The sequence below is a fragment of the Pantoea sp. Mb-10 genome (assembly GCF_021272205.1).
Classification (GTDB): Bacteria; Pseudomonadota; Gammaproteobacteria; order Enterobacterales; family Enterobacteriaceae; genus Pantoea.
In genome coordinates this window covers 408,595-432,698 of the sequence record NZ_JAJSDX010000003.1, presented here as the reverse complement: position 1 = coordinate 432,698, position 24,104 = coordinate 408,595, and the positions used below count along the sequence as shown (strand labels likewise).

Sequence of the window (24,104 nt, the reverse complement as noted above, 5' to 3'; positions counted from 1 at the left end):
GTATGTGCCACAATGTCACAATAGATGGTGATGAAGTAAATTCAGAGTACGATTTTCATCGTGTAATAGCGAATGCTTTAGAGTTTGGGGCATATTACGGTAACAATACTGATGCCCTTTGGGATATGTTAAGTTCAGGGATGGCTTGCGGTGTGTGCTTACATTGGAAAAAATCAGCCGTTTCCCGGGAAAAACTGGGAGTTACTTTTGATATTATCATTGAACTATTTGAGAAAACTAAAGATAGATATCAGGGTAAAGGGCAGGGAAAAGAATTTCAATTTGTTCTTGAATGAATTGGGTGGTGTTCGTTAATGACGAACTCCCATATGAGTCCGTTGAATTAAAAAATCCCGACCTTTAACAGGCCGGGATTTTTTTGTCTGCCAGTCAGAACCGCAGCTCCGTATCAATCACCAGCCAGCCGTTCAACATAATGCGGGGGATTATACGAAGCTCGCCGGGTAACGACAGCGCCCGTTCCCGCTGCGAGGTGCGGCTCGTATCGTATAATCCGCATTATGTCTTGCGCCCCCGCCACTGGCATCGCGGGTGAGGCGCGGCGCGCAAGGCTGCGCCTTACGCTGTCGGCGGCGGTGTGCGTTCTTCGGCTTCCTGGCCGCCTTGTGTTGCCGGAAACACCGGCGTCGAGTCCAGACGTCATCCGGTATCACCCCCCCCTTGCGCTATCCTCATCATCCACCCCAAAAAAGAAGTCGGCCCGTCGGGCCTCTGCTGAAGGGCTTCATGCCCACCCGCTGCATCTGTCCGTCACGGCTCGCAGTCGGTTCCCTCCTTGCTCGTTCCCGTGCCGGGCAGCCTTCGCCCCCGCCCCGGTATGGCGTGGTCATGCAGTTGCCTCTTCGCCTTAACCGTCGGAGTCACAGAGCGCCGCAGGGCGTCGCTTGCGGACTCTGTGGCGTCCGCACCGGTAGAACCCGCGCCGACGCCACAGGCAAGCTGTGGCCCCGTCACGGGTTGCGATGGAATCCCAAACTGAACCCCAACACCGGATAGCAGCGGCCGCCGCCGCTGCTATGATGCGTGTGTTGCAGGCGAAAGCCACGGCAGGGCGGTAGCGTGTCGGGGGCCAAAACCGCGTATCGGGGCTTCGGTGTCCGGGTATCGAAACGCTTCAGGGAAAACTGGCTGTAACCGGCTGACTGCGCAGGGAAAAAGTGGGTTCGACGGCTGACTTCGCAACGGATGACGTTGTTGTTGAGAATAACTATCTGAGCCAGAAACAGCAGGCTCAGAAGGATAAAGAAATTGCTGCCTGTCAGAACGCAGCCTGTAAAGCCAGGGTACAGGCGATATGGGCGGCGACTGACCTGAATCAGGATGTCAGCTTTGCGGCAGGGATGATAGCCGGCGTTCCGGCTGGGCTGTATGACACCGTTGACGGCATCGTGAAAACGGCCAGTAATCCGCAGGAAACTTACGAAGCCCTGAAGTCCCTGTTCAACAGCGGTGATGTTCTTGGTAACGTCTCAGATGCGGTGAAGCAGTCTTATATTGACCGCATTGACCGGATGGAAGCGAATTACCAGAAAGCCGGAGCCAGCGGATCTTTTAATGCCGGAGTTGAGGGTGGTAAGCTGGTCACGGATATAGCGGGTCTGCTTGCCGGTGGTACGGGTGTGGTAAAAGTGACCGCAGGCGTAACGGAGAAGATCGTTGCCAAAGTTGCGGGTAAAGTAGTGGGTAAAGCTGAATCGGCGGCGGCTGGGTTTATAGGTAATGAAGCCCATAACGCAGCAAGCTATGCTGGATTAAAATTGGACTTACAGACTACTCAAGCAGCAAATGATGTTGTGGATAGCTTGCGGACTACCGGAACATTACCATCGAATTATGTAGATAAGGCCCAAGCTGTTGCTAATGGCTGGAAACCTGGGAAAGCATTGAATAATACAAACCCCGGTGGGCAATTAGGCGGTGATATATTCGAAAATTCAAATAACCTGTTACCGTCTTCACCAGGAAGAGTATGGCGCGAGGCTGATATAGGATTGAATAATACGATGTCGAGAAGCAATGAGCCTGGAACAAGGTTGTTATATTCGAGTGATGGGTTGTTGTATATCACTACTGACCACTATGAAACAGCAACATCAATAGGTAAATGGAAGTGAGTGAACGCGAAATCATTTTAGATGGTTTAGACATATATACCGAATCTGATGTTCATGGTGTTCTATCCGAGAAATTAGATTTTGGTCCCTATTATGGAAGAAATCTTAATGCGCTCTGGGATCGATTAAGCAATGACGTCGAGCGGCCAGTAACGCTGGTATGGACGAACTCAGATACAACCCGACAGCGCTTAGGAGATAGGTTTAATCGAATAGTGGAAGTGTTAGAGAGGGTAAGAAAGCAGGATATCGAATTAAACTTCGATGATAAGTTCGATTATATCTTGAAATGATACCGATCACAGTTGCAGGGCAATTCCGCGCTGGCGGGTGCGGCGGGTGCCACCACGGGTGAATTCATCGCCCAGCAGATGTACCCGGGCGTGAAACGCAGCGATCTGACAGAGCAGCAGCGCCAGACCATCAGCGCCCTGAGCACGCTGGCCGCCGGGCTGGCGGGCGGCGTGGCAGGCGACAGCACGTCCGGCACGGTGGCGGGCGCGCAGGGGGGTAAGAATGCGGTTGAGAATAACTGGTTGCACGTTAATGAAAAGACAGAGCTTGAGATAGCGAAGCAAAAACTCAGGAGCAATGACCCGGCAGAGCGTGAGCAGGCACAGCAGAAGATAAATGATCTGCGTGAGAAAGATATCAGCCGTGACCTGAAGGTTATTAATGCCTGTGGTAATGGCCGGGCTGCCAGCCCCGGGTGTGCTTCTGCAAGGCTTGAAGCCTATTCGGCCAGGGGTGAGTACGAAACCGGGAACTACAATAACAAAGTCAGCGATATGTACCCGGATGCGTACGGGCAGATAGTAAACCTGCTGAACATTACCAGCGTTGATGCACAGAATCAGCAGCAGGTGAAAGATGCGATGGTGAACTATGCCATGGTTCAGCTTGGGGTCGATAAGGCGACGGCAGAGCAGTACGTATCAACGTATGATGGAATGAAGATCGTTGCGGCTTCAGTGTCGCCCGTGCTGGGAACGCCAGCGGCGAATAAACTCAGCGCGATGGTTAAAGAAGCTAATATTTATCCTTCAGGGGTTAGCTTTAAGATTGATCAGCCGAAACACTTAGCTACTGTTGATGGATTTACACAAAAAACAGGAATATCAGGCGGACATAATGCAAACGCTTTTTATGAGGCTGTAAAACAATATGGCGTGAAAGTTATTAGTGAAACACCTACTGCTATGAAAGGCATTACAGAGATTAAATATCAAATACCCACTAAAGATCGCGCAGGGAATCTCACGGGAGAATATAAGAGCACTATTGAAACAAAAACTATTTACGATCCTAATATATTCACTGATCAGAAAATGTTAGAGCTTGGACAACAAGCATCAGCTAAAGGTTATAAAGATGCAATGGCGAGTAAAAATGGGCAAGCCACGGCAACTGTTGATGGCGTTAGCTTCAGAATATACGTGGATAAGTCTACTGGAACAGTGCGAAATTTTCATCCTAATTGAGGTTTGTAATGAAAAGAGAATTATTTAGTCAACAGGATATCGATGCAGGGTTAAATCTGATCGTTATATCCTATTTTGACAGGCTTTATGAGGATAATAACCTATTGGAAGCCATAGAGTTATTATCTAGGAAATGGACGTTTAATGTTGATGGTGCCTATTGTAACTTTCCCGACATGAATAGTTATGATGAGAGTGAACATTTTGAGGGAGTTGAATTTGCAATAGGCTATCCGCCAAAAGAAGATGATACAGTCGTTGTCAGCGAAGAGACCTGTTATCAGTATGTTCGCTTAGCCTGCGAAAAATATCTGCAACTCCATCCTGAAGATGCAAATAAAGTGAGTGAATTACTGGCTAAGCTCCCATCCTAAAATAAGGAATCCCGGCCTTATTACCGGGATTTTACTTTATGGGTCAGCCAGTTACCCTTCAGTCGCCAGCCGGATAATCAACTGTCCCGGCCCGGTTATCACCTCGATCTTCTGCCCGGTCGTAAATCCCAGCGCTTCCAGCCAGCGGCCTTTGATAGTGAGCTGTGGCAGCGGGTTCGGCTGGCCCTTATTAGGCCGGTATCCCACTTTGTAATAATGCGCCTGCGATTCGCTGGCGACAGTTGTGGGCGTGCGGGACTCTGACTTATGATGCGTGTCAGCCATAATCAACTCCTGTATAGTTGGTTGTGGTCAGCGGTTGTTGTGAGGTGCAAACTCACGGCAACCGCGCTATCTCAGCGCTTGGCGCTCTTCAGTACGACTTTCTCCATCATTGTCTTGGTGACAAAACTGTCAATCACCATGATCAATGCCTTTTGCTCTTCATCCGGTAATAAATCTGCCTGTCGCCAAAGTTCATGCAAAACGTGGTTGTGGATCTTCACATCTTTGCTGGTATCTACCCTGCCAACCAGTTCATCCAGAGAAACCTGTAATACGTCGGCCAGCTTAAGCAACGCATCCAGTTGCGGCACGATGTGACCGCGTTCCCAGCGATTATACACCCTAGGCAAAACTTCAATCATCTCAGCAAGCCTTGACTGGATATCGCCGGATTGCTGGCTGGCGGTGCCGGCGTTGCCAAAGGTGGCGCTGTACTGACGGAGAAGGTGGTTGCTAAGGTTGCTGGTAAGGCTGAATCGGCAGTAATAAATACAGGTAAAATCCCTGCTTATGTGGAAGAGCCTCCTTTTAATCCTTCGGGTACAGGTGGTGCTGCACAACCATGGTCGACTAAAGGTCGCATAAAATATGTAGAACTTCCAACGCAAGGTAAAATCCGCTTTGTTCCTGATAGCAATTATTCGCCTAGTAATCCATTACCACGTGGACCTAATAACGGCTATCTTGATAAATTCGGTAATGAATGGGTGAAAGGTCCCTCGCGTACCGCAGGACAGGCTTTTGAATGGGATGTACAGTTATCACCAAAGGGTAAAGCTCAACTTGGCTGGGCAACAAGAGATGGTTCGCACCTAAATATATCTCTTGATGGGCGAATAACACATAAATAACCAAGGTAAGTATTTATGGAAAATAAGATCGGTTTTTATCAGGAAGTGGAAATATCGCCTAACTGCAAAGAAAAAAATAAGAAATACGCGGGTAAAAAAGGTGGTGTTATGGGAGTAAGCGAAGAGGATGGGATACTTTATGGTTACTCAATAAAGCTTTATGATGAGGAATATCTATTGTCCTTTGATAAAGATGAAGTTATCCCAATGGGTAAACAGCTCACACAAGACGATTTTTATTAAGTATCAACCAAAACGGATCCCGGCTACCAATCCGGGATTTTTTTATCTTTTTTTCAGTTAGTTACCAGCCCTGTCCTTCGATCTACTGATCACCTCGATCAGCTCCGTCACCTGGCGCTGTTTGCGTGCCGACAGCTTACAGACCTTCCTCAGCGTCTGCATAATCTCTGGTTCGGGCGGCGATGTTGGTTCGCGTGCCGTCAGTATCAGACAACCCGGCATCACCCGCACATCAAGCGGTGTGCCGGTGGTAAATCCCGCCTCAGCCAGCCAGTGTCCTTTAAGCGTGACTGCCGGAACGGGCTGGTACTTCGCATCGCTGACGTAACCGACGGTGTAAGCCCTTGTTGTTGTGGGCGTGCGGTTCTCTGGCTTATGATGTGTGTCAGCCATAATCAACTATTCCTGTGAGTTGTTGTGGTCAGCGGTTAAAGCAGGTTGCCGCCTGCTTTAACCGCGCTCAGTAATCTGTTTAGCCTGATACTTCAATATCATTCCGTTCAGTAACGCCTTAATAATACGGCACTCTCCCTCCGGCATCCCGCTTACCGCTTCGAACTGCAAAGCCAGATCGTCAGACGGGCCGCGTTCGTGGTCGTCAAACATCAGACTGTCCAGAGACACCCGCAACACCTTAGCAAGCCGGATAACTGCATCCAGCGTGGGCTGTGCCGATCCGGCTTCGTAGCGCCGGATCTGGTTAACGATAAGGAAAAAGAGCAGAAGCGGCTGGAGCAGGCGCAGCTGATCGGGGAGATCGGCAATCAGGTGGGCGATATCGCCCGCACCGAAGGGGATATCGCGGCCCTGAACGCCAGCCGCGCCGAACTGGCGAAGCACAACATTTACGAGCCGGCCGCCACGGACTCAGCGGCCAGGAAAGCGAATTATCAGCAACTGCTCACCGCTACAGAGAGCTATAAAGCGGCCCAGCAGCAGTGGGGAACCGGCAGCGCGGTTCAGCAGGGGATCCAGGCGGCTACCGCCGCGGTGCAGGGCCTTGCCGCCGGGAATATGCAGGCGGCGATTGCGGGCGGCGTGGCACCGTATATAGCGGAGGTCATCCATAATATGACCACCGATGCGCAGGGCCATGTTAACGTCGAAGCCAACCTGATGGCGCACGCGGTGGTGGGCGCGGTGGTGGCGCAGCTGCAGGGCAATTCCGCGCTGGCGGGCGCGGCGGGTGCCACCACGGGTGAATTCATCGCCCAGCAGATGTACCCGGGCGTGAAACGCAGCGATCTGACCGAGCAGCAGCGGCAGACCGTCAGCGCGCTGAGCACGCTGGCCGCCGGACTGGCCGGCGGCGTGGCAGGCGACAGCACGTCCGGCGCGATTGCGGGCGCGCAGGGGGGTAAGAATGCGGTTGAGAATAACTCGCTGAGCAGCACTCAGGCACTGACATTCGATAAAGAACTGTCGGATTGCCGGAAATCGGGCGGTGACTGTCAGGCCGTTATCGATAAATGGAAAGCAGTCAGTGACAGGCAGAGTGCCGAAACCGATCAGAAGCTGAAAGATAGCCCACTGGAAGCACAGGTTATTGATAAGGAAGTTGCTCAGGGCGGTTATGACATGGCAGAGCGTCCCGGCTGGATAGGTAATCTTCCCGGCGTGGATGTGATGACCAGCGAAGAAGCCAAAGCTTACGTCCAGCAGTGGAACGGTCAGGATCTGGCGAAAATAGATGTAAACAGCCCCGGATGGACGAAGTTTGCGGCGTTTGCATCAGATCCCGAGAACCAGGCAGCAGTGGCATCACTGGGAATACTGGGCAAAAATATTCTTAAGCTTGCTAAGACAACCGTTTCGAATATAGCTCAAGGTGGAGTATCAACGGGCATAAAGAGTATGCAAACTGGTCTGAGAAACCCTCAGCAAGTAGATCAGATAAAAAATGACATGACGTCAGGAAATTATAGATTTAATGCTCCTGAAGGCCGTATCGCTGGATATATAGATAGCAAGGGGAATTATTATATATCGGAAGGTAACCATCGTATGGTAGCTGCTCAGGAAATATATAAAAAGACAGGGGATAAATCTTACATAGATAAATTACTGCAAAACGGGTCATGGACTCAGACAAAGAATGCTCCAGTAGGGGCTAAACCTATGCCGACAAGAAAGTGATGATCTTATGGGGAGGTTTATTACTATGAAAAAGAATGAGATATATGTAAAAATGCTATCTCTTGCTCTGCCTTACATTAGAAATATCCAGTCATTGGGGAAGAAAGACAAGGGGCGAGATATATCATGCTATTTTGAAGCTGAGTTGGTGCATAACCTGATGCATACGCTGCTTACCTCAGACTTTGTTGAGCATGACTTATGGTTTTTAAATAACCAAGCAAAATATTATTTTGAGAAATGCAGCGCGGACATATCACCTAATTATAATCAGCACATAGAATATATTAAGTCATTATTTAAAATGGTCCCTGATAGTTTAAGAACCAGACTGTTATGGCAAGGGCCTTGATAAATATCCCGGCAAATATGAGCCGGGATATTTTATCCATTACTCAACAGGTCGTACAACCAGCTGTCCGCGCTCAACGGTGACGGTAATCGGCGTATCGGTCGCAATGAATCGCCACAGGTAATCTAGACACTTCCGAGCCGTTGATAATAGTGGTTTTCATATTCTGCCGGTGACATCTGATCGCCAGAACCATGCCGACGCTTACTGTTATAAAACATTTCAATGTAATCAAAAATATCGCTGCGGGCTTCTTCCCTTGTTCCGTAGATCTTTTTCTTTATCCGTTCACGCTTCAGCAACTGGAAAAAGCTTTCTGCAACCGCATTATCGTGGCAGTTACCGCGACGGCTCATGCTGCCTTCCAGGCTGTGTGATTTCAGGAACGACTGCCACTCATGGCTTGTGTACTGGCTGCCCTGTTCCGAGTGAACCAGCACCTTTTTTGAGGATTACGCCGCCATACAGCCATCAGCAGTGCGTTCAGGACAATGTCCTTTGTCATCCGGGATTGCATTGACCAGCCAATAATTTTGCGTGAGAACAGATCAACTACCACGGCAAGATAAAGCCAGCCTTCGTGGTTTCGAATGTAAGTTATGTCCGTTATCCAACGCTCATCCGGAGCATCCGAATTGAACTGTCGCCGGAGCCTGTTGGGCGACACGATACTAGCCTCGCCTTTACTTGCCCGCGGGCTCCGGTAGCCGACCTGAGCCTTTATTCCGGCACGTTTCATCAGTCGCCAGACTCTGTTGACTCCGCACTGTTGCCCGCTGTCCCGCAGATCGAGATGGATCTTGCGATACCCATAGACGCATCCTGATTCCAGCCAGAACTGTTTAATCTGTCTTGTCAGTCTCAGGTCTGACTGATGGCGTTGTGAATACGGCTGCTGAAGCCAGGCGTAAAAGCCACTGGGATGAACATCCAGAACCCGACAGAGCAGGCGAATCAGCAACGGGCGTTGTCACGGATAAAGCCGTACCTCAGTCGGACAGCTTTGCGAAGTTAATATGTCCCGTTCGTCGGTAACCCGCTTCAGTTCCTTCTGGAGACGGCGGATCCCGGCCTGAGCATCTGGCTGTTCTTTATTAATGGAAGAATCCGGACCGTACTTCTTTATCGAGGCGTAAAGGCTGTGGGTGGTGATATCGAGGCGTGTTGCAATGCTGGAAACAGAATGACCGCGATCAACAACCTGTTTGACTGCTTCAATTTTAAACTCTTAGGGATAACGCTTACTGCTCATATGCACCTCTCTTTTAAGTCATCTTAAATCACTCTGAGGTGTCTGTTAAACTCGTGGCGATTCAGAACCACCTCAAGGAGTGTTGCAAACCAGAGTTGATAAGGCAGTATTACCAAAATGGCCTAAAGGCGGCACCTCGCCAATAGCGATAAAAATACCTGCCGGTACTAAAATTTATGTGGGAGATGTGAATTTCCAAACCGATTTATACTCTGGCGGAACTCAGCAAATCGTTATTCCAAAAGCCTGGGCTATTAAAGGCGCTGAAGTTGTGGAGATTAAGCCATTAAAATGACGAAAAATAAAACAGAAATTGTTATAGAAAAAATGGAACGTATGGCTGATTTATTAAAATCAGGCGGTTATACAGACTGGTCTGTCAGTATTATTAAACTGGCTAAGGAATATGAAATCGATCCTGATAACACAAGACAAGCTTTCCGAAATTTTTATGGTGGAATGGGATCTCTAAACGATCTTGTGCTGCACAGAGACGGAAAGGTGTTATTGATTGAAAATGATGAGTTAGATCAACTCAGAAGCGACCTGTTCGAGCTTCTTTCGTAAAGACGAATCCCGGCCATTGCGCCGGGATTTTACTTTAACGGTTAGTTGGCAGTTCGCTTCTTCGGCTTCGCCATCACCTGAATCAGCTCCATCAGCTCGCGCTGCTTACCTGTAAAGCTGGCGTTCAGGCAAGGTGGGCCGTTGCAAGCGCAGCCCAAGATGTGAGTTATGCAGCGGGAATGATAGCCGGCGTTCCGGCGGGTCTGTATGACACCGTTGACGGCATCGTGAAAACGGCCAGTGATCCGCAGGAAACTTACGAAGCCCTGAAGTCCCTGTTCAACAGCGGTGATGTTCTTGGTAACGTCTCAGATGCTGTGAAGCAGTCTTATATTGACCGCATTGACCGGATGGAAGCGAATTACCAGAAAGCCGGAGCCAGCGGATCTTTTAATGCCGGAGTTGAGGGTGGTAAGCTGGTCACGGATATCGCCGGATTGCTGGCTGGCGGTGCCGGGGTGGTGAAAGGTGGCGCGGTACTGACGGAGAAGGTTGTTGCTAAGGTTGCGGGTAAGGCTGAATCAGCGGCTGTTAATGCCGATAAAATGGCTGCCACTGCTGAATCTGTATCTTCAGGCAAACTCTCAGGCCCTACAGAGAACTGGAAAAATTATACTTACGCTGAAACTGTTGCACAAACGTCTGCAACCGGAAGGTTGGTCAATGCAGATAAGGCTGTAATCGATCCTAATAAAGTTACGTCCTATGCTCTAAATTCAGAGCATCCTGTCGGAGGTAACAAAGCAAAGGTTTTTGAATCAGCGCTGGGTTATAACCAGTCAAATGCAGCGGATCTGATTGCGAAAGTACAGGAAGGCGTGAAATCTAATCCAGTTAAAATGGGATCCTCAGATAAATTCGGTCAGCGAATGACAATTGATATGCCGATTACCGGGCCTAACGGGAAAACTGCAATAGTGAGGACTGGCTGGATCTACGATGTAGGATCCACAACGCCGCGAATGACAACTATATACGTTAACAAATGAGGTCACAGGTGAGCTTTACACCGTTCGATGTTGTTACATTAAGGGTCGATTTGCCAGGTGAAAAATTGTATCGAGGGATGCAAGGTGTGGTTATCGACATCTATGAGGAACCGGAGAAAGCCTATGAAGTCGAATTTTGTGACGATGAAGGGAATACCATCTCACAAATTGCGCTACTTCCCGACCAAATAGCTTAGATTCTGCAAAAATTAAACCGGCCATCGAGCCGGTTTTTTGTTGTTGAGAATAACTATCTGAGCCAGAAACAGCAGGCTCAGAAGGATAAAGAAATTGCTGCCTGTCAGAACGCAGCCTGTAAAGCCAGGGTACAGGCGATATGGGCGGCGACTGACCTGAATCAGGATGTCAGCTTTGCGGCAGGGATGATAGCCGGCGTTCCGGCGGGTCTGTATGACACCGTTGACGGCATCGTGAAAACGGCCAGCAGCCCGATGGAGACATATGAGGCGCTGAAATCGCTGTTTAACAGCGGTGATGTGCTGGGTAACGTCTCAGATGCGGTGAAGCAGTCTTATATTGACCGCATTGACCGGATGGAAGCGGATTACCAGAAAGCCGGAGCCAGCGGATCTTTTAATGCCGGAGTTGAGGGTGGTAAGCTGGTCACGGACATCGCCGGGCTGCTGGCTGGCGGTGCCGGGGTGGTGAAAGGTGGCGCGGTACTGACGGAGAAGGTTGTAGCGAAAACCACCGATATGGTGGAAACAACGTTAAAATCTTCGGTTGTTAATAAAATTCTTGAGGCTGACCGAATTGGTAGTGGACTAAAACCAGATCCTACTCATAGAAGCGCAAGTTATCTGAGTCGTGAGCAGTTAATGGATGGAAAAGTTTTCACTATTAAAGGTGGTGATGGAATAGAAAGAAAATTATTACAAGCTGAAGGCTCTTTTAATGATAAAAATGGTATATTTGAGTATATTTATGATAATAAAGGAAATGTAACACATCAAAGATTTATTGAAGGTGGCACTGTTACCGGTACTCCTAACCAACGACCATCAAAGGTAAAATGACATGAATTTATATCCAATACCTTTCGAGTTTATTAAAAACTATGCCCATCTTTCATGGTGTGATGTGAAGTGGGGCTATGAAAATAACCTAATTACCTCAGATGTGCTAATTAGAAAAGCAGAAAATAATGTGTTAACAGGTAGTTATGAAAAAGCAGAGCTTGAATTATCATTCATTACACTTGGTGAATCAGCTCATGTAGTTTCTTTTTTGAAGGAGCTATGTCCGGAAATTGAACAGGAAGACAATTCTAAGATAAAAAAAAAGTGGTTATTTATTGTTCTAAGCTGGCTTTGGAGTAACCGTAAGAGTTTTGAAGATCCACTAGCTGAAGTTGAAATAATTTATGCTGATTTTGATTATCCTCCTGAAATAGAAGATTTTATTAAGTATATGCCTCCTTCTGATGGATATGATCCATCAATGCATTCTCAGATGGAAAACATTAATCATTTAATGGATAAGTGGAAAAATTACTTAGAAAAAGAATCTGCTGTGTTTAAGATTTAGATAAATTCCAGCTCTCGGTGGCGGGGTTTTTTTCATTAATTACTAAGCCACTGACCGGATCACCAGCTGACCGTGCTCAATCGCCAAGATAAGACCTTACTCGTGGACTCTAACATTGCCTCTGGTGGTGTTGACCTTCTCCCCATTGATGAATACACCGCGATGTTAGTCATGTCTTCATAAGCCACATGAGGACATCCCCATGAAGAAGCGTTTTTCCAACGAACAGATCTCAAGTATTCTCCGCGAGGCTGAAGCCGGAGTTTCTGCCCGGGAACTCTGCCGTAAGCACGCCATTTCCGATGCCACGATTTATACCTGGCGTAAGAAGTATGGCGGCATGGAAGTGCCTGAGGTTAAGCGCCTGAAGTCACTTGAGGAAGAGAACGCCAGACTCAAGAAGCTGCTCGCCGAGGCCATGCTGGATAAGGGGGCTAAACGTTCGTGAATCTCGGATACAACCCACAGTGTAACGGCTGATTGTGGTTATGGGGCTGCCTGGCTTAGTATCTGCACAGTGGTTTGACATCAATAGCGCCACAAATCAGAGTCTGCCTGTATATCAGCAGAAAACTAGGGATTACTGGGGAAGTGCGTCTGCAGCTATGACGGGTGCGCTGGCGCCGGGGTGTGAATTTTTACCCAAGCTTGGCATCGCTTCGGGCGGCACGATGTTCACGAACGGACCGGATGCTAAAGCCTTGGGGATTAAGGCTGATGTCGCTACTGTCGGCGTCCTCTACGGCTATATGTTACCACTCGGGGTAAACAAAGTTACCAATAAAAAAGTACCTAGCTTTTTCATTGATACTACCAGCGCGCTTGGTAATGAATATCTCAGCGGGTACCCTAAAGATAGTGGAACAATTCAACAGTCTTCAGGCGACACTCAACAAAAGAATAAAAAATGATTGATTATCTCAAGTTGTGGATATTTTCGTGTCTATTCGGTGTTTTATTATGCTTTTCCTTATGGGGGGGCTGCCTATATTTGGTTTACTAAGGGATTTCTATTTTTACCGGTTTATCAGATGAAAAGGGCGCTGGTGTTTGGTGTTGTAGGCGGAACGGCAATGACTTCTTATGCCTTGCTCTCCGATACGATTGACTATTTTAATGCTCGAAAAAAGGGAAAGGGTTCTAATCATAAATAAAGGAATAACGCCTTGGTATAGGTCAGGGCATTCGTTTGCTGATTCGGTGCGACGTACTGGCAAATGGAAGTTACCAGTGGTTCGATATCGGTAGCGCCAAAAATCAGAGTCTGCACAGATGAACCTAAAACCCGCAAATCTCCCCCGTCAGATCCTGATTTTTCTTCGAAAATCCCGGAAAACATGCCGGTTTAGATAGGGTGATTGCGTTGCTGTCAGCGAAAGATATAAACGGAAGCCTATACCTATACCTATACCTATACCTATACCTATACCTATACCTATCGCGGATATCCTCCATTGCGTGGCGGGTTGGCGTCGCTTTCATTGTTGGTTTGCGTTCTGTTAGAGACAGAATGCAAACCAATCTGAGGGTTCACGCGGTATTCACTCGCTACGCTTACCTTAATTTACGCCGAGTGCGAAATAATCCTCAGCGTTTTTTCCGTTATCACCGTGCTGTTGCTGGGGATGTCTTTATTAATAAATGACATGGCGCCGATGACCACGTTATCACCAATCTCGATCTGATCGGCAATAATACAGCTGCTCGCGCCAATGCTGACATTATTACCAATGTTGATTGAGATAGGCAGGTTCGCGGTGTTATTACCGGTAATGCCAATAGTGGTGTTTTGCCTGACCTTGAATGAATGGCCTATATTCGCGGCGCTGTTGATAATCAGGCCCTGATAATGCGTGATTTTCATGCCCGGCTGGATCGCTGCGCCTAATTGTATTTCCGCCCCGTATTTCTGAATTAACTTCCGGTTGATTCTGCGCGCGACATTCTTCACCACGCTATTTCGGCTCTGAAAGAGATAGGAAGCAATGCGCCACCAGAAGAGATAACGTCGCTCAGGGCATTTAATCGCCTTATGCAGAACCCTCCGCCACGAGAAGGGTTTATCGTTCATCATGACTTCTTTCTGCAGCGATGCTTTCAGCAGTGCCAAAGGGGGATTTTTTTCGTGTGTCATCATGATTCCGTACTGAAAGGCAACGTATTGATGGAGGCAGCGTTAAGCGTGTAAGGATTTTAGCATTAAAATGATAAGCAATGCTTTTAAGTGTAACGCACATAGCGTGCGCTGTGGCGGTGAGTTAGGTGCGCGGGTGAAAGGCGGCTAGCGAAGTAAGCCGCACGGTCGCGGCTCACAGATTAATGCACGCATCGTGACGGGAGATGGGAGGAATCGGTCACGATGCGGCGATGAAGAAGCGTTTGTCCTTGATTGCCGTAGCAATTCGCACGGCGTAACGTCAGGTTTTAGCAGGGGTTACCACGGCGAGCGCGAATCCATCCCATCCCTTTGCGCCCACGGTTTGCAGGGCTGTCGCTGTAAGGTGGGGGTGGTTGGCTACGCGTGAAAGGAACGTGCGGATCCCTTGAACGTTATCGTCGGGACTTTGTGCCTCAAGGATCGCGCCGCCGCGCACGATGTTATCAGCAATGATCAGCGTGCCGGGGCGGGAGAGCCGCAGGGCCCAATCCAGATAGCCGGGATTATTTTTCTTATCGGCATCAATAAAGATGATATCGAACGGCCCGCTAAGGGAAGGCAATACCTCAAGCGCTTTGCCGGTGCGCAGATCAACACGATCGCTCAGGCCTGCGTTATGGATATTTTGCCGCGCTACCCGCGCATGCTGTTCATCAGCTTCCAGGGTGGTAATGCGTCCCTCGGCGGGCAGGGCGCGTGCCATCCACAGGGTGCTGAATCCTCCCAGCGTCCCTATCTCAAGAATGGTTTTGGCTTGCATAAGCGTGATAAAAAACGCGAGCATTTTCCCCTGCATCATCGAGACATCGTGTGCGGGCAAACCGGCCTCGACGTTGGCGGCAAGCACTCGCTCGAAGATATCCTCTGCGGGTGCAAAAAGTGCGGTAAACCAGGCGTCAACAGCGGACCATTTTTCTAATTCAGGTTCCGTAGAAGTTATATTATTCAAGCGGCACATCTCCCGTTACCCTTATAATATTTTGCAAGTATAGTGTGGCTGGCTAGCCTTGCAAATCCATGCATTATCTAGCCTGCGCTATACTTCATGGCTTTTTTAAATTATACTCTATTGACATGTTTTTGCCTTTTAAATGTTGTGGGTATGAAATCTAAATATCAGGATATTATAAATTCATCAGCCCTTCTTTTTAATATTGAAGGCTATGTCTTACCCAGTATTGACAAGATATCTGAATCTGCTGGTATATCAAAGATGACCTTTTATCGTTATTTCAACGATAAAGAGGCACTCATCAAAGCCATTCTCGAAGATAAACGCCAAAAGTTTATTGCTGAAATTGTTGAGATAACAGAAAAAGAAAAAACGCCAAAAGATAAACTTTTTGCGATTTTTAATTTCTATCATGAATGGTTTTCCCGCCACTCTTTTCATGGCTGTATGTTTTCCCGCGCTGTCGTGGAATTAGGAAATAGCATGCCGACGCTAAGTCATATCGTTTTTGATTTCAAAAGTGACTTATTGGCCGTGGTACGGAATATTCTGAAAACGTGCCTGAAGCCTGAGCCCGCTGAACGCGTGGCGTTTGTTCTCATCATGTTGATTGATGGCGCGATTTCAGTGAGCCAAACCATGGATAAAGAGGTGAAGGAATACCCGGCAGCGATGACGGCCTGGGCGGCAGCAAAAACCGTGATTTACTCCGAAGGCGGTCAGTTAGAGTGATTATTGCTCCAGTTATCGTATAAATGGCAACAATACCCCGACGTTCGGCGTTTCCCTCTGACTGCCGCACCCATTCCGCCTCAGCAGGCACGTTTCCACCCTTCGATACGTGTGTGTAACATTTGTGTTGCATGCATGTTTCTGCCTGAGTAAAGTCGAAACCCTGTGACAGTGAGGGGGGATGATGATGAGCCAACATGAAGAATTATCGGTTATTGACCGGGCAGCGGCCGCACAAGGCGAAAAGACGTTAGATACGGTGTTTCTGCAATTAATTGATAGTAATGATATTGATGCAATCCTTCAACAGTATCCGCAGCGGCCTGCACAGTTGATGCAGCTAGCGTCACACGCAAGCCGTGCTGCCTTTGAGCATCAGGATGCGGAGGCGCTCCGTCAGGTTCATCAGACGCTTTTCTACGCTTACCACGCACACCTTGCCGAGCCGCTGTCGTGCTCAAGTCGAAATCAATACCATCCCGTATTGTTACAGGTGCGCAGTTTCCTGGAATCACAATGGCTGGCCAGCGAAAAACGGCGCGCCAGCGCACACGGCTCGCTCTCGCCCAAAAACATCGTGGCAGAACTTCAGGCGCTGTGGAAAAACCACGCCGTATCCGCCCATGCGCTGTTTGATTTCCTCGAACATGAAGCCAATAGCCAGCAGCTTTATTATTTCTTCAAAAGCGACAGCGCATTAAATTTACTTTTCTTCGATCTGGTTGCGATGACCTTGGTGGGATCTTTCCCGGAAACACGTGGTGAAATAAGCCAGAATTTGTGGGATGAGATCGGACAAGGGAGCAATGAATTTACCCATGTGAATTTATATAAGGATTTGCTTCAGCGACGCGGGATCGATCTACCCGACGATCACTACACTCACCTGTATGACTGGCAAGGCCTGGCCGGATATAACCTGTTTATGATGGGCGGCGTTACGCGCAGCCATTATTATAAATTCATTGGCATGATGGCGATGACGGAATTGCTTGACCCGTCGCAGTACGAAAAGCTCGTCAACGGCAGTCGTCGCCTTGGCCTGTCGGAGCGTGATGTGCATTATTACAGTGAGCATATTTCTGTGGATGTCGATCATGCGGATGGCTGGCTTAATAATGTGATTGTTCCCGTGGCTGAACGCTATCCGCAAGCCATGGAAGAGATCTATTTTGGTGCACGGTTACGTTTGCAAACCTGTCAGGATTATTACGACAACGTGCTCCGCACGTTAAAAGCCCTGTAATCCCTTCCCGCCGGGACTGCCCGGCGGGTTTCTCTCTTTAGGCCAAATGCTCGCGCAGAGTTGTTCCCGTATAGCGCTCGCGAAACAGGCCCCGCCGCCTTAATTCAGGCACGACCCAGCGGGTAAAATCATCGAATCCGCCCGGTAACCAGGGGGCCATGATATTAAACCCATCGGTGGCCCGCTGACGAAACCAATACTCCATCTCATCGGCGATGTCTGATGCTGTCCCCACTAACTGCCAGTGACCTCTTGCCCCCGCCACATGTTGGCAAAGTTGACGCAGGGTATAGCCCTCACGCTCGGCCAATTCCAGTAACAATTGACGGCGGCTCTGGCTGGCGTTACCGGCGGGAAGCGGAGGAAGCGGGGCATCCATGGCGCAGGCTGTGAGATCGACGCCGCCGAGTTGCACCTGAAGCAGGGAAAGCCCGACGTTATCGTCGATTAGCGCCTGTAACCGAGCGCGTTTCTCCTCCGCCTCTTGAACGCTTTGTCCCACAAAGGGAAACAGACCCGTCATAATTTTTGGCGCAGGGCGCCCGAGCTGCGCGGCGCGGTCGTGGATGTCCTGATAAAATGCGTGGGCAGAGGAGAAGTCATGCTGGGCGGAGAAAATGACCTCGCTGGTGCGCGCGGCAAGCCTGCGCCCGGCGTCCGAGGCCCCCGCCTGCACGATAACCGGATCGCCGCCCGGGCAAGGGGGCACGTTCAGCGGGCCTTTAACCCGAAAATGGTCACCCTCGTGGTTTAGAATATGCAGCCCAGCGACATCAAAAAACTGACCATTCTGCTTGTCGTAACAGAACGCCGAGGCATCCCAGCTGTGCCACAACCCCTTAACGACATCGCAAAACTCTTCCGCACGCTGATAGCGATCGGCATGGTCAGGATGATGCTCCAGACCGTAATTGCCAGCCTCAAAAGGATTCTGTGAGGTGATCAGGTTCCAGCCCGCTCTTCCTCGGCTCAAATGCGCCAGCGACGCAAACTGCCGTGCCAGCGTGTAAGGGCTGTTGTAGGTTGTGGTGGCGGAAGCCACCAGCCCGATGCGTGTGGTGACGGCACTCAACGCCGAGAGCAGCGTCAGCGGCTCAAACTGCCCGACATAGCGGTGCGCGCCTTTGCTCAGTGTCTCCCAATCGTCGCCTTTGACTGCCAGGCTATCCGCCAAAAAAATAAAATCAAACGCGGCCTGCTCGGCCTGGCGCGCAAAGGCCATACAGTGGTCGATATTCACGCCCGCGTTGGCGGGCACGTCCGGGTGTCGCCAGGCGGCGATGTGGTAACCGGTGGGATACCAGAACGCACCCAATTTCATCATGGCATTGGCAGGTTGCATATCAGGGCTCCGGCTCTGGGGTAAGCGGCAAGGGCGACGAGGCAATCACCGACTCTAAATACGCGATCTCTTCATCGCTGAATAAGCCCACACCGCCCAGCAAAAAGGTGCCAGCAGGCGTCATCAGTAGCCGGTAACGTCCTATTTTCTGCAGGTGCAAAGGTTGCGGATCCGACGCGATCAAAATCCCGTAAATCGGGATGGCAAACTGCATCGCCACTCCAATGGCCCAGGGGCGATCGAGAAGACTGAATACCCGCAGTAAACCGGGGGCGTGCTGACAAGCCGCATCGAGACGTTTGCGTAACCGATCGCGCCAGCCGGAGGTGGTCGGGGTCCCTGTGTGATGAACCTGTTCCGCAAGCTGTACCAGCCCATCGGGGGGAGTGAGGTGGAAGCGCGCGAACGCCGCCATCAGTTTGCTCACCTGGTCGCCCAGTCCCTCACGGTTTAAGGCAGCCGCCAGGGCGGTGTGTTGATTCCGATCGGTGAGCGTCATGCCCAGACAGTAGCCGTCGTAGAGATCCCGCAGCATGCATTCCGGGCGCGTGGCCAGCTCCATGAAGAAAACAGTGAGCATCATGGGCGTATCCGGCACGCAGAGCGGAATGTCGTCAATGTGGGCGTCGGTAGCCTGCGCGCGCAGCGCAGGCCAACGAAGTTTGTGGTGTTCATCCACCACAAACTCACCGATATGCAGCTCCACGCCGCCGTCGTCGTTGCCCTCGTGGTGAATAAAGCGGGCCAACCCCTCCCAGCAGCGGGCTTTCTTACGCCAGATCAACTGCGCCATAAAGGGCATATGGAAGCCATGCCTCAACAAGTGGGCTGCGATCTCGCAGAAGGCAGGGAAATCCGCCACCACCACATCCAGATCTTTTGCGAACCGTTCCCGTTTTTCCGGGTAGAGGATTTCATGACCAAACCCTTTCATTAACATGGCTTGGGCGCGTTGGCTAAACGGCGCGGCAAGCCGCAGGGCCGTGAGCCAACTGGCGCGCTCAACCGTATGGGTACGCAGAATCGCCTGATAGCGCGCCGGCAGCGGCAAGGGCTGATACTGCTGATAGTACGCTGCAATATCCGGCAGAATTTTATGGCTGACGGCGCGTTCAAGGCAGTGCTGCCACTGCTCGGCCGTGAGCGTTTGCGCCCGTTCTCTGGCCTGCTGTGGGGCAAACAAAAAACAGCATAAAAGGTGATCCAGGTCAGCTTGCGTGTCTGTCATCGCGTGTCTTCCTTTAGGGCTTTTTCCAGCCGCTGCATTCTGCTGGCCTCCAGCGGAACACTGAGGCGCAGCAGGGAGGTGGAGGTGTCGGCTTCCCGCCAGAAATGGTGCAGTTTTCCGTTGATTCCCCGCGTTTGCAGCGCCGCCGCTTGGCAAGGGGGAAGAAAGAGATAGGGCATCGCCTCGCAGGAGGGGATCACGGGCCAGCCAGCGAAGAGCGCGATCGCGCGGTGCTTCTGTTGCTGAATGCGCGCCCGCAGTGCGGCGGTACTGTCTCCGGCCATCAGCACCTCGTAGACAATACGCAGCGTCAAAGAGGGATTAAGCAGGGGGGGAATCCGCTGCCGCAGCCTGTTCCTGAGCGCGGGAGAGGAAAGACACAACCCCATGCGCAGTGACCCCAAACCCCAGGCTTTTGACACGCCGCGCAGCACAATCAGGTTAGGCAGACTGCTCAGCAGATGCACCGCGCTCGCGGCAGGCGGAAGGTAGTTGGCATTGGATTCATCAATCAGCAGCGTGATCCCCGCACGCGCCAGCGCCTCGCCAAGTTCATACACGCTCTCCAGCGTCATCACGGCACCGTCCATGAGTACAGGCCGCTCCATGAAGAAGAGATCGCACGCCAGCCGACGAGCCTGCTGGACGCGTTCTGCCACGGTTTCGACGGTGAGACGTTCGGCATGCCGTCCGGATTGGCGTAACCACCACGGAAAGTCCGGATAGACCTCGCCTGCGATGGCAACGTGCCGCCCGGCACTCAACGTGGGTAACACGCTCAACAGCTGAATCACGCCCGCACCGCAGGTCAGGGAAAACGCCTGCGCCGGAAGGCCAAAGTAGTGGGCAATGGCAGGCGCAAGACGCTGCTCTCCCCAGGGATCATCCACGGCGTAATGCCACGTGGCAGGCAGCTGGCCCTGGATTTCCGCTTCCAGGCTGCGCGTAATCACGCCGTGCAGCGAAGGGGTGATCCACTCCCGCTCATCCTGGGTCCAGGCCAGATTTAGCTGCGCTGACGTATCGTCAAGCTTGAGATCGCGATAGGAATCAATGGCCCGCGTTAGCATGGTGCCTCCCATACGGCATAAAAGACGTCCAGTTCATCCGGCTGGCGTGCGCCATGCTCATACCGGTAGTGCGGCGGGGCGATAAAGCGTTCACCCCGCGCAATCAGAAACAGATCGCCCGCGCGGGCGGGCACGTCATCCAGTTCTGCGGCAGGAATAACGTCGGCCACCTCGCCGAGGCACGCCGTCAGGGCACGCTGGAAGGCGGTGAGGTGAGGTGCGGGAACGTAGAACCAGCGCGTCAGCCCGGCGCCCCCCATGGTGGCGTCGAAGGTGTGACACAATCGGGCAATGTGGTGGGCGATCTGCGCGTCGTGGATCACGGGCACCAGGCCATGATCGGAATGGGCGATGGCATCAATGCCCCGCTGCGCCAGCGCGACGGCGCGCGTTTCAACGCCGCGCAAAAAGGCGAGAACGTGCGCGTCATAGCCGTGGGTGTGAATGTACTGATCCACGTCGATAAACACCCAGACCACAGTCGGCGTCGCGGCGCGCTGGAGTGCGCGTTCAATGGCTGCGTCAAGTGCGTCGAGACGCGCCTGAACCGACTGCGGCGGCGCCGTAAAAAATGCGGTCCGGTCGAGGATCGCTGCGCCGTCCAGTAATGCCCGCGTCCAGGCCCCTTCTATCGGCAGCAGATCGCCTATCACGGCCTGCGATAAGTAACCGCTGCGGCGCGCATCATGGAAAATGTTCTCGGTGGGGATGTCCAGCGCTTCCCCCTGATACTGGCAGAGATTGATCAGCGAATCCGGCTGGTTGCTGGCGCGGAACACCACGCCGGGAATACCGTGCGCTTTCACGCTGAGTCCGGTGAGGCTACTGAGCCATCCGGTGGTGGAGGTTGTGGGAAAAACCGCGCGCCAGCGCTCAATCACCGGCGTGTTCCACAGCGTCTCCACCAGATGACCGGGGATGCCATCCAGCGCAAACACAATCTGATGGGTGTTTCGCGCCAGGCGCGCCCGGAGGCGCTCACGAAACTGCCGTTGGCTTGAACATGATGCTGGGTTCGCCGTCATAGTCGCTCCGTTGCTGTGATCGGCTGGGTGCGGGCTGCTATCTGCGCCAGCAGATCCGTTGCCCAGTGGTTAACGGCGCTGAGAATGGCGCTGTTGGTGTCGGGACGGGCGGCGGCGTTCTGGAAAAAACAGAGTCCCTCAGCCGGCGCGCCCAGAAAGGTGAGGCGTCGCTCGACGTGGCCTTGGTTATCTACCGGGTGAAAGTCGCGCGTTAAATCCAGGGCACCGGGCGTAAAGCGCGCGCCGTCTGCGCCGCGGTTTTCCCACAGGCGCACCAGCCCTGATGCGATCAGGGACGGGTAGAGCGGATCACGCTGGCGACGCGCGTCAAACGGATGTAACCGAGCGCAGCACAGGTGATCAACCTGCTGCCGAAAGTGCCGACCGGTGAGCCGATACCCGCGCAGGGGGCCGCAGGCGCTGACGCGGGTTCCGCCCGGGGCGATAATTACCCGTCCACTGGCGATCAGGCTGCCCAGCTTTTCCATCGCGTCTGGCCCGGCGCCATTGGACAAACGGTTATAGTGTGAAAGCCAGTGGCGCATAAAATCCTGCTGCGAGGCCGGCGTCAGCCCGCCGAAATCGGTGGCCGCGGAGAACACGGCGCGCAGATCGCGCCAGACGCCGTCGCAGGCCGCTTTCAGCGGATTCGCGAGATTGCCCTGTGCGGCATACGCCAGATCGCGCGCAAGGGCCTCCAGGTGTGCTGCTTTGCCAGGCCGATGCCCTCGCATGCGGGGATAAAACAGCGTCTGCCAGTGGAATTGATGGTGAAAAATCGTCGGGTCGTGGCGCCATTTGATCGCCGACGGCGTAAGGGATCGCAGCCGATCAACCGCGTGCTCGGGGGCGATCGTCTCGTCCGTCAGCGTACGCACAAATGCGGCGGCGGCGGCCTGTACCGCCGGGCCTGGAGTGACACTGCCCTGAATAGCCTGGTTCAGCGCGTTGGCCATTTGGCGAAACGCGTCCTGCCAGCACGCCATCAGCGTATCGATAGCATTCTCTCTTACCGATGCTGAGACCGAGGCCGTTAAAAATGCCTGATAAAGCGGGGCGAGCCTTGCACTGGCATCCTGCACGAAGCGCTCGCCCAGCAGCGTGCGGTAGTAGATCCACGCCATCTCCAGCACGATCAGCGGAAAGATATCCTGCCGGAAGTCGAGCTGCCGGCAAACGCTGCCATCGCGGAGCGTGGTGGCGCGGCCGCGGTGACGCCGCAGTGTGGCTATTGCCTCTTCACTAAAAAAGCGCGGTCGGTGTAAATCCGCGGCGCTTTTTTGATTGCGCGCGCGGGCGGTGTACAACTGGCCGCTTCGGCTGATCGCGATAATGTGGGCCGGCTCATTGCCGCTGGCGTGATAATGCAAGGTTCCCTGCTCATCCCGCACAAACCGTCCGCCGCGCCCCTCCGTGACATGCAGGCAGATATCGATGGCGGTCAGGCCCATCCCGCTGAGGGCGAGCCGGCTCCCGGCGCGCACGCTGTCCAGCCGATCTAGCGGATAGGCGTAAGCGTGATAGCGCAAGCCGCGCTGATAACGCGCTTCCGCCGTTTGCCAGTGGGGCCGACAGGGCGTATGTCCGGTCACAAAGAGCGCATAGTCGGCACGTAAACCGCTCGGGTACTGACGGGTATGCAGCTGAAAGAAAGGGGAGGCGCGCGTGACACCCATCACCGCTTCAGCATGGGTTGTCAATTCGACGCCAGGCAGCGCCCGCAGCGCGTTAGCGTAAGTCTCGAAATAGTCACGCAGCGCCAGGCCGTGTAAATAACGATGCGGCATATCATGGGGCTGTAAATTGAAGCGCGCATCGCCTGTGGCGTAAAAACGCTGGCGACACCAGTGATAAAAATTGCGGCGCAACGACGCGGGAAGCAGGGCGTTGGCCGCACTGACCGATTCATCGGCGGCAAAGGCAATCTGATCAACCGGGCGATTGAGATAGCAGCTTTTACTCTGCCGATCGCTGTGCGCCATCCCTGCGCCAAAGCGTCCTGTGTTATCAAAAACATGTATCGCAAGCCGATGGGCAGGCGGATGGCGCGTCAAGAGCGCCAGCAGACGCTCCAGGGCGTACACTGCGCGAGGACCGCCGCCGACGATGGCCACCACCACGTTATCCATACGCCTCCC

The 24,104-nt window shown here is 52.1% G+C and carries 25 protein-coding genes and 8 pseudogenes; 21 read left to right on the top strand and 12 right to left on the bottom strand.

Annotated elements, in window-relative coordinates; translation table 11 throughout:
- Nucleotides 1–2 precede the first annotated feature (2 nt).
- The 6 genes and pseudogenes from LU196_RS08110 to cdiI all read left to right on the top strand — a co-directional run bounded on the left by LU196_RS08110 (nucleotide 3) and on the right by cdiI (nucleotide 3,990).
- Nucleotides 3–296 (top strand): barstar family protein, encoded by a 294-nt coding sequence (locus tag LU196_RS08110; RefSeq protein WP_232758388.1) that lies wholly within the window; start codon nucleotides 3–5, stop codon nucleotides 294–296.
- Between the two features lie 921 nt (nucleotides 297–1,217).
- Nucleotides 1,218–1,727: pseudogene (locus tag LU196_RS20395) on the top strand (filamentous hemagglutinin); the annotation flags it as partial.
- Nucleotides 1,701–2,135: a ribonuclease domain-containing protein gene (locus LU196_RS20355; protein WP_370640977.1), complete on the top strand. Its 435-nt coding sequence runs from the start codon at nucleotides 1,701–1,703 to the stop codon at nucleotides 2,133–2,135. The pseudogene LU196_RS20395 and the gene LU196_RS20355, both read left to right, overlap by 27 nt.
- Nucleotides 2,132–2,428: a barstar family protein gene (locus LU196_RS08100; protein WP_232778284.1), complete on the top strand. Its 297-nt coding sequence runs from the start codon at nucleotides 2,132–2,134 to the stop codon at nucleotides 2,426–2,428. The genes LU196_RS20355 and LU196_RS08100 overlap by 4 nt, the downstream gene beginning before the upstream one ends.
- A gap of 6 nt (nucleotides 2,429–2,434) precedes the next feature.
- Nucleotides 2,435–3,616, top strand: a pseudogene (locus LU196_RS08095) (VENN motif pre-toxin domain-containing protein); the annotation flags it as partial.
- A gap of 8 nt (nucleotides 3,617–3,624) precedes the next feature.
- Nucleotides 3,625–3,990 carry a ribonuclease toxin immunity protein CdiI gene (cdiI, locus tag LU196_RS08090; RefSeq protein ID WP_232758391.1) on the top strand — a complete coding sequence of 122 codons (366 nt, stop codon included), beginning with the start codon at nucleotides 3,625–3,627 and terminating at the stop codon, nucleotides 3,988–3,990.
- A 51-nt stretch (nucleotides 3,991–4,041) separates the two neighbouring features.
- On the opposite strand, the gene LU196_RS08085 is transcribed toward cdiI, so the two are convergent.
- Together LU196_RS08085 and LU196_RS08080 are read right to left on the bottom strand one after the other, a co-directional pair.
- Nucleotides 4,042–4,275, bottom strand: a complete 234-nt coding sequence (locus LU196_RS08085; RefSeq protein WP_232758392.1) for a SymE family type I addiction module toxin — start codon at nucleotides 4,273–4,275, stop codon at nucleotides 4,042–4,044.
- A gap of 71 nt (nucleotides 4,276–4,346) precedes the next feature.
- On the bottom strand, nucleotides 4,347–4,658 hold the full coding sequence (locus LU196_RS08080; protein ID WP_370640976.1) for a helix-turn-helix domain-containing protein: 312 nt from the start codon (nucleotides 4,656–4,658) through the stop codon (nucleotides 4,347–4,349).
- A 9-nt stretch (nucleotides 4,659–4,667) separates the two neighbouring features.
- On the opposite strand from LU196_RS08080, the gene LU196_RS08075 reads away from it, so the two are divergent.
- Together LU196_RS08075 and LU196_RS08070 are read left to right on the top strand one after the other, a co-directional pair.
- On the top strand, nucleotides 4,668–5,126 hold the full coding sequence (locus LU196_RS08075; RefSeq protein ID WP_304622726.1) for a polymorphic toxin type 17 domain-containing protein: 459 nt from the start codon (nucleotides 4,668–4,670) through the stop codon (nucleotides 5,124–5,126).
- A 15-nt stretch (nucleotides 5,127–5,141) separates the two neighbouring features.
- Nucleotides 5,142–5,369: an Imm31 family immunity protein gene (locus LU196_RS08070; protein ID WP_232758394.1), complete on the top strand. Its 228-nt coding sequence runs from the start codon at nucleotides 5,142–5,144 to the stop codon at nucleotides 5,367–5,369.
- Between the two features lie 57 nt (nucleotides 5,370–5,426).
- Here the strand turns inward: LU196_RS08070 and symE are convergent, their stop codons facing one another.
- Nucleotides 5,427–5,762: an endoribonuclease SymE gene (symE, locus tag LU196_RS08065; RefSeq protein WP_232758395.1), complete on the bottom strand. Its 336-nt coding sequence runs from the start codon at nucleotides 5,760–5,762 to the stop codon at nucleotides 5,427–5,429.
- Between the two features lie 57 nt (nucleotides 5,763–5,819).
- Nucleotides 5,820–6,074 (bottom strand): annotated as a pseudogene (locus LU196_RS08060) (helix-turn-helix domain-containing protein); the annotation flags it as partial.
- Here LU196_RS08060 and LU196_RS08055 point away from each other — a divergent pair.
- A pseudogene (locus LU196_RS08055) lies at nucleotides 6,075–7,505 on the top strand (VENN motif pre-toxin domain-containing protein); the annotation flags it as partial.
- 25 nt (nucleotides 7,506–7,530) lie between these two features.
- Nucleotides 7,531–7,857 carry a zinc ABC transporter substrate-binding protein gene (locus LU196_RS08050; RefSeq protein WP_232758398.1) on the top strand — a complete coding sequence of 109 codons (327 nt, stop codon included), beginning with the start codon at nucleotides 7,531–7,533 and terminating at the stop codon, nucleotides 7,855–7,857.
- Nucleotides 7,858–7,982: 125 nt separating this feature from the next.
- On the opposite strand, the pseudogene LU196_RS08045 reads toward LU196_RS08050, so the two are convergent.
- A pseudogene (locus LU196_RS08045) lies at nucleotides 7,983–9,076 on the bottom strand (IS3 family transposase).
- A 115-nt stretch (nucleotides 9,077–9,191) separates the two neighbouring features.
- Between LU196_RS08045 and LU196_RS08040 the strand changes: the two are divergent.
- The 9 genes and pseudogenes from LU196_RS08040 to LU196_RS08000 all read left to right on the top strand — a co-directional run bounded on the left by LU196_RS08040 (nucleotide 9,192) and on the right by LU196_RS08000 (nucleotide 13,367).
- On the top strand, nucleotides 9,192–9,404 hold the full coding sequence (locus LU196_RS08040; protein WP_232758399.1) for a hypothetical protein: 213 nt from the start codon (nucleotides 9,192–9,194) through the stop codon (nucleotides 9,402–9,404).
- A complete protein-coding gene (locus LU196_RS08035; protein ID WP_232758400.1) occupies nucleotides 9,401–9,676 on the top strand; it encodes a DUF6966 domain-containing protein in 276 nt (91 codons plus the stop codon). Before LU196_RS08040 ends, LU196_RS08035 begins: the two co-directional genes overlap by 4 nt.
- A 107-nt stretch (nucleotides 9,677–9,783) precedes the next feature.
- Nucleotides 9,784–10,665 (top strand): annotated as a pseudogene (locus LU196_RS08030) (DUF6883 domain-containing protein); the annotation flags it as partial.
- An 8-nt stretch (nucleotides 10,666–10,673) separates the two neighbouring features.
- Nucleotides 10,674–10,862: a DUF4926 domain-containing protein gene (locus LU196_RS08025; RefSeq protein WP_232758402.1), complete on the top strand. Its 189-nt coding sequence runs from the start codon at nucleotides 10,674–10,676 to the stop codon at nucleotides 10,860–10,862.
- A gap of 42 nt (nucleotides 10,863–10,904) precedes the next feature.
- Nucleotides 10,905–11,702, top strand: a pseudogene (locus LU196_RS08020) (filamentous hemagglutinin); the annotation flags it as partial.
- A 1-nt stretch (nucleotide 11,703) separates the two neighbouring features.
- Nucleotides 11,704–12,213: a DUF2247 family protein gene (locus tag LU196_RS08015; protein ID WP_232758404.1), complete on the top strand. Its 510-nt coding sequence runs from the start codon at nucleotides 11,704–11,706 to the stop codon at nucleotides 12,211–12,213.
- A gap of 202 nt (nucleotides 12,214–12,415) precedes the next feature.
- Nucleotides 12,416–12,649: pseudogene (locus LU196_RS08010) on the top strand (transposase); the annotation flags it as partial.
- Between the two features lie 169 nt (nucleotides 12,650–12,818).
- On the top strand, nucleotides 12,819–13,124 hold the full coding sequence (locus tag LU196_RS08005) for a hypothetical protein (protein ID WP_232758405.1): 306 nt from the start codon (nucleotides 12,819–12,821) through the stop codon (nucleotides 13,122–13,124).
- On the top strand, nucleotides 13,125–13,367 hold the full coding sequence (locus LU196_RS08000; protein ID WP_232758406.1) for a hypothetical protein: 243 nt from the start codon (nucleotides 13,125–13,127) through the stop codon (nucleotides 13,365–13,367).
- A 410-nt stretch (nucleotides 13,368–13,777) separates the two neighbouring features.
- On the opposite strand, the gene LU196_RS07995 is transcribed toward LU196_RS08000, so the two are convergent.
- On the bottom strand, nucleotides 13,778–14,323 hold the full coding sequence (locus tag LU196_RS07995; RefSeq protein WP_232758407.1) for a serine acetyltransferase: 546 nt from the start codon (nucleotides 14,321–14,323) through the stop codon (nucleotides 13,778–13,780).
- 307 nt (nucleotides 14,324–14,630) lie between these two features.
- Nucleotides 14,631–15,329, bottom strand: a complete 699-nt coding sequence (locus LU196_RS07990; protein WP_232758408.1) for an O-methyltransferase — start codon at nucleotides 15,327–15,329, stop codon at nucleotides 14,631–14,633.
- Nucleotides 15,330–15,473: 144 nt separating this feature from the next.
- On the opposite strand from LU196_RS07990, the gene LU196_RS07985 reads away from it, so the two are divergent.
- Together LU196_RS07985 and LU196_RS07980 are read left to right on the top strand one after the other, a co-directional pair.
- A complete protein-coding gene (locus LU196_RS07985) occupies nucleotides 15,474–16,055 on the top strand; it encodes a TetR/AcrR family transcriptional regulator (RefSeq protein WP_232758409.1) in 582 nt (193 codons plus the stop codon).
- A 187-nt stretch (nucleotides 16,056–16,242) separates the two neighbouring features.
- Entirely contained in the window at nucleotides 16,243–17,301 is a 1,059-nt protein-coding gene (locus LU196_RS07980) for an iron-containing redox enzyme family protein (protein ID WP_232758892.1), read from the top strand.
- A 37-nt stretch (nucleotides 17,302–17,338) separates the two neighbouring features.
- Here the strand turns inward: LU196_RS07980 and LU196_RS07975 are convergent, their stop codons facing one another.
- From LU196_RS07975 to LU196_RS07955, 5 genes are read right to left on the bottom strand one after another with little or no spacing between them, the layout of a single operon-like run.
- On the bottom strand, nucleotides 17,339–18,643 hold the full coding sequence (locus tag LU196_RS07975) for an LLM class flavin-dependent oxidoreductase (protein ID WP_232758410.1): 1,305 nt from the start codon (nucleotides 18,641–18,643) through the stop codon (nucleotides 17,339–17,341).
- Nucleotide 18,644: 1 nt separating this feature from the next.
- The gene (locus tag LU196_RS07970; RefSeq protein ID WP_232758411.1) at nucleotides 18,645–19,871 is read right to left on the bottom strand and encodes a nucleotidyltransferase family protein; all 1,227 of its coding nucleotides are present in this window, start codon (nucleotides 19,869–19,871) and stop codon (nucleotides 18,645–18,647) included.
- Nucleotides 19,868–20,941, bottom strand: coding sequence for an aminotransferase class I/II-fold pyridoxal phosphate-dependent enzyme (locus LU196_RS07965; protein ID WP_232758412.1), 1,074 nt, complete (start codon nucleotides 20,939–20,941; stop codon nucleotides 19,868–19,870). The genes LU196_RS07970 and LU196_RS07965 overlap by 4 nt, the downstream gene beginning before the upstream one ends.
- Nucleotides 20,935–21,966, bottom strand: coding sequence for an alkaline phosphatase family protein (locus LU196_RS07960; protein WP_232758413.1), 1,032 nt, complete (start codon nucleotides 21,964–21,966; stop codon nucleotides 20,935–20,937). Before LU196_RS07960 ends, LU196_RS07965 begins: the two co-directional genes overlap by 7 nt.
- Nucleotides 21,963–24,095: an FAD/NAD(P)-binding protein gene (locus LU196_RS07955; protein WP_232758414.1), complete on the bottom strand. Its 2,133-nt coding sequence runs from the start codon at nucleotides 24,093–24,095 to the stop codon at nucleotides 21,963–21,965. The genes LU196_RS07960 and LU196_RS07955 overlap by 4 nt, the downstream gene beginning before the upstream one ends.
- Nucleotides 24,096–24,104: the final 9 nt, after the last annotated feature.

What these genes read in the sequence shown, in the direction of transcription:
- LU196_RS07965 (WP_232758412.1), bottom strand. Translation starts at nt 20,941, where the DNA reads ATGCTAACGCGGGCCATTGATTCCTATCGCGATCTCAAGCTTGACGAT.
- LU196_RS08050 (WP_232758398.1), top strand. Translation starts at nt 7,531, where the DNA reads ATGAAAAAGAATGAGATATATGTAAAAATGCTATCTCTTGCTCTGCCT.
- LU196_RS07980 (WP_232758892.1), top strand. Translation starts at nt 16,243, where the DNA reads ATGAGCCAACATGAAGAATTATCGGTTATTGACCGGGCAGCGGCCGCA.
- LU196_RS08110 (WP_232758388.1), top strand. Translation starts at nt 3, where the DNA reads ATGTGCCACAATGTCACAATAGATGGTGATGAAGTAAATTCAGAGTAC.
- LU196_RS07955 (WP_232758414.1), bottom strand. Translation starts at nt 24,095, where the DNA reads ATGGATAACGTGGTGGTGGCCATCGTCGGCGGCGGTCCTCGCGCAGTG.
- LU196_RS08070 (WP_232758394.1), top strand. Translation starts at nt 5,142, where the DNA reads ATGGAAAATAAGATCGGTTTTTATCAGGAAGTGGAAATATCGCCTAAC.
- LU196_RS07960 (WP_232758413.1), bottom strand. Translation starts at nt 21,966, where the DNA reads ATGACGGCGAACCCAGCATCATGTTCAAGCCAACGGCAGTTTCGTGAG.
- LU196_RS08035 (WP_232758400.1), top strand. Translation starts at nt 9,401, where the DNA reads ATGACGAAAAATAAAACAGAAATTGTTATAGAAAAAATGGAACGTATG.
- LU196_RS08085 (WP_232758392.1), bottom strand. Translation starts at nt 4,275, where the DNA reads ATGGCTGACACGCATCATAAGTCAGAGTCCCGCACGCCCACAACTGTC.
- LU196_RS08005 (WP_232758405.1), top strand. Translation starts at nt 12,819, where the DNA reads ATGACGGGTGCGCTGGCGCCGGGGTGTGAATTTTTACCCAAGCTTGGC.
- LU196_RS07975 (WP_232758410.1), bottom strand. Translation starts at nt 18,643, where the DNA reads ATGCAACCTGCCAATGCCATGATGAAATTGGGTGCGTTCTGGTATCCC.
- LU196_RS07985 (WP_232758409.1), top strand. Translation starts at nt 15,474, where the DNA reads ATGAAATCTAAATATCAGGATATTATAAATTCATCAGCCCTTCTTTTT.
- symE (WP_232758395.1), bottom strand. Translation starts at nt 5,762, where the DNA reads ATGGCTGACACACATCATAAGCCAGAGAACCGCACGCCCACAACAACA.
- LU196_RS07990 (WP_232758408.1), bottom strand. Translation starts at nt 15,329, where the DNA reads ATGTGCCGCTTGAATAATATAACTTCTACGGAACCTGAATTAGAAAAA.
- cdiI (WP_232758391.1), top strand. Translation starts at nt 3,625, where the DNA reads ATGAAAAGAGAATTATTTAGTCAACAGGATATCGATGCAGGGTTAAAT.
- LU196_RS07970 (WP_232758411.1), bottom strand. Translation starts at nt 19,871, where the DNA reads ATGACAGACACGCAAGCTGACCTGGATCACCTTTTATGCTGTTTTTTG.
- LU196_RS08015 (WP_232758404.1), top strand. Translation starts at nt 11,704, where the DNA reads ATGAATTTATATCCAATACCTTTCGAGTTTATTAAAAACTATGCCCAT.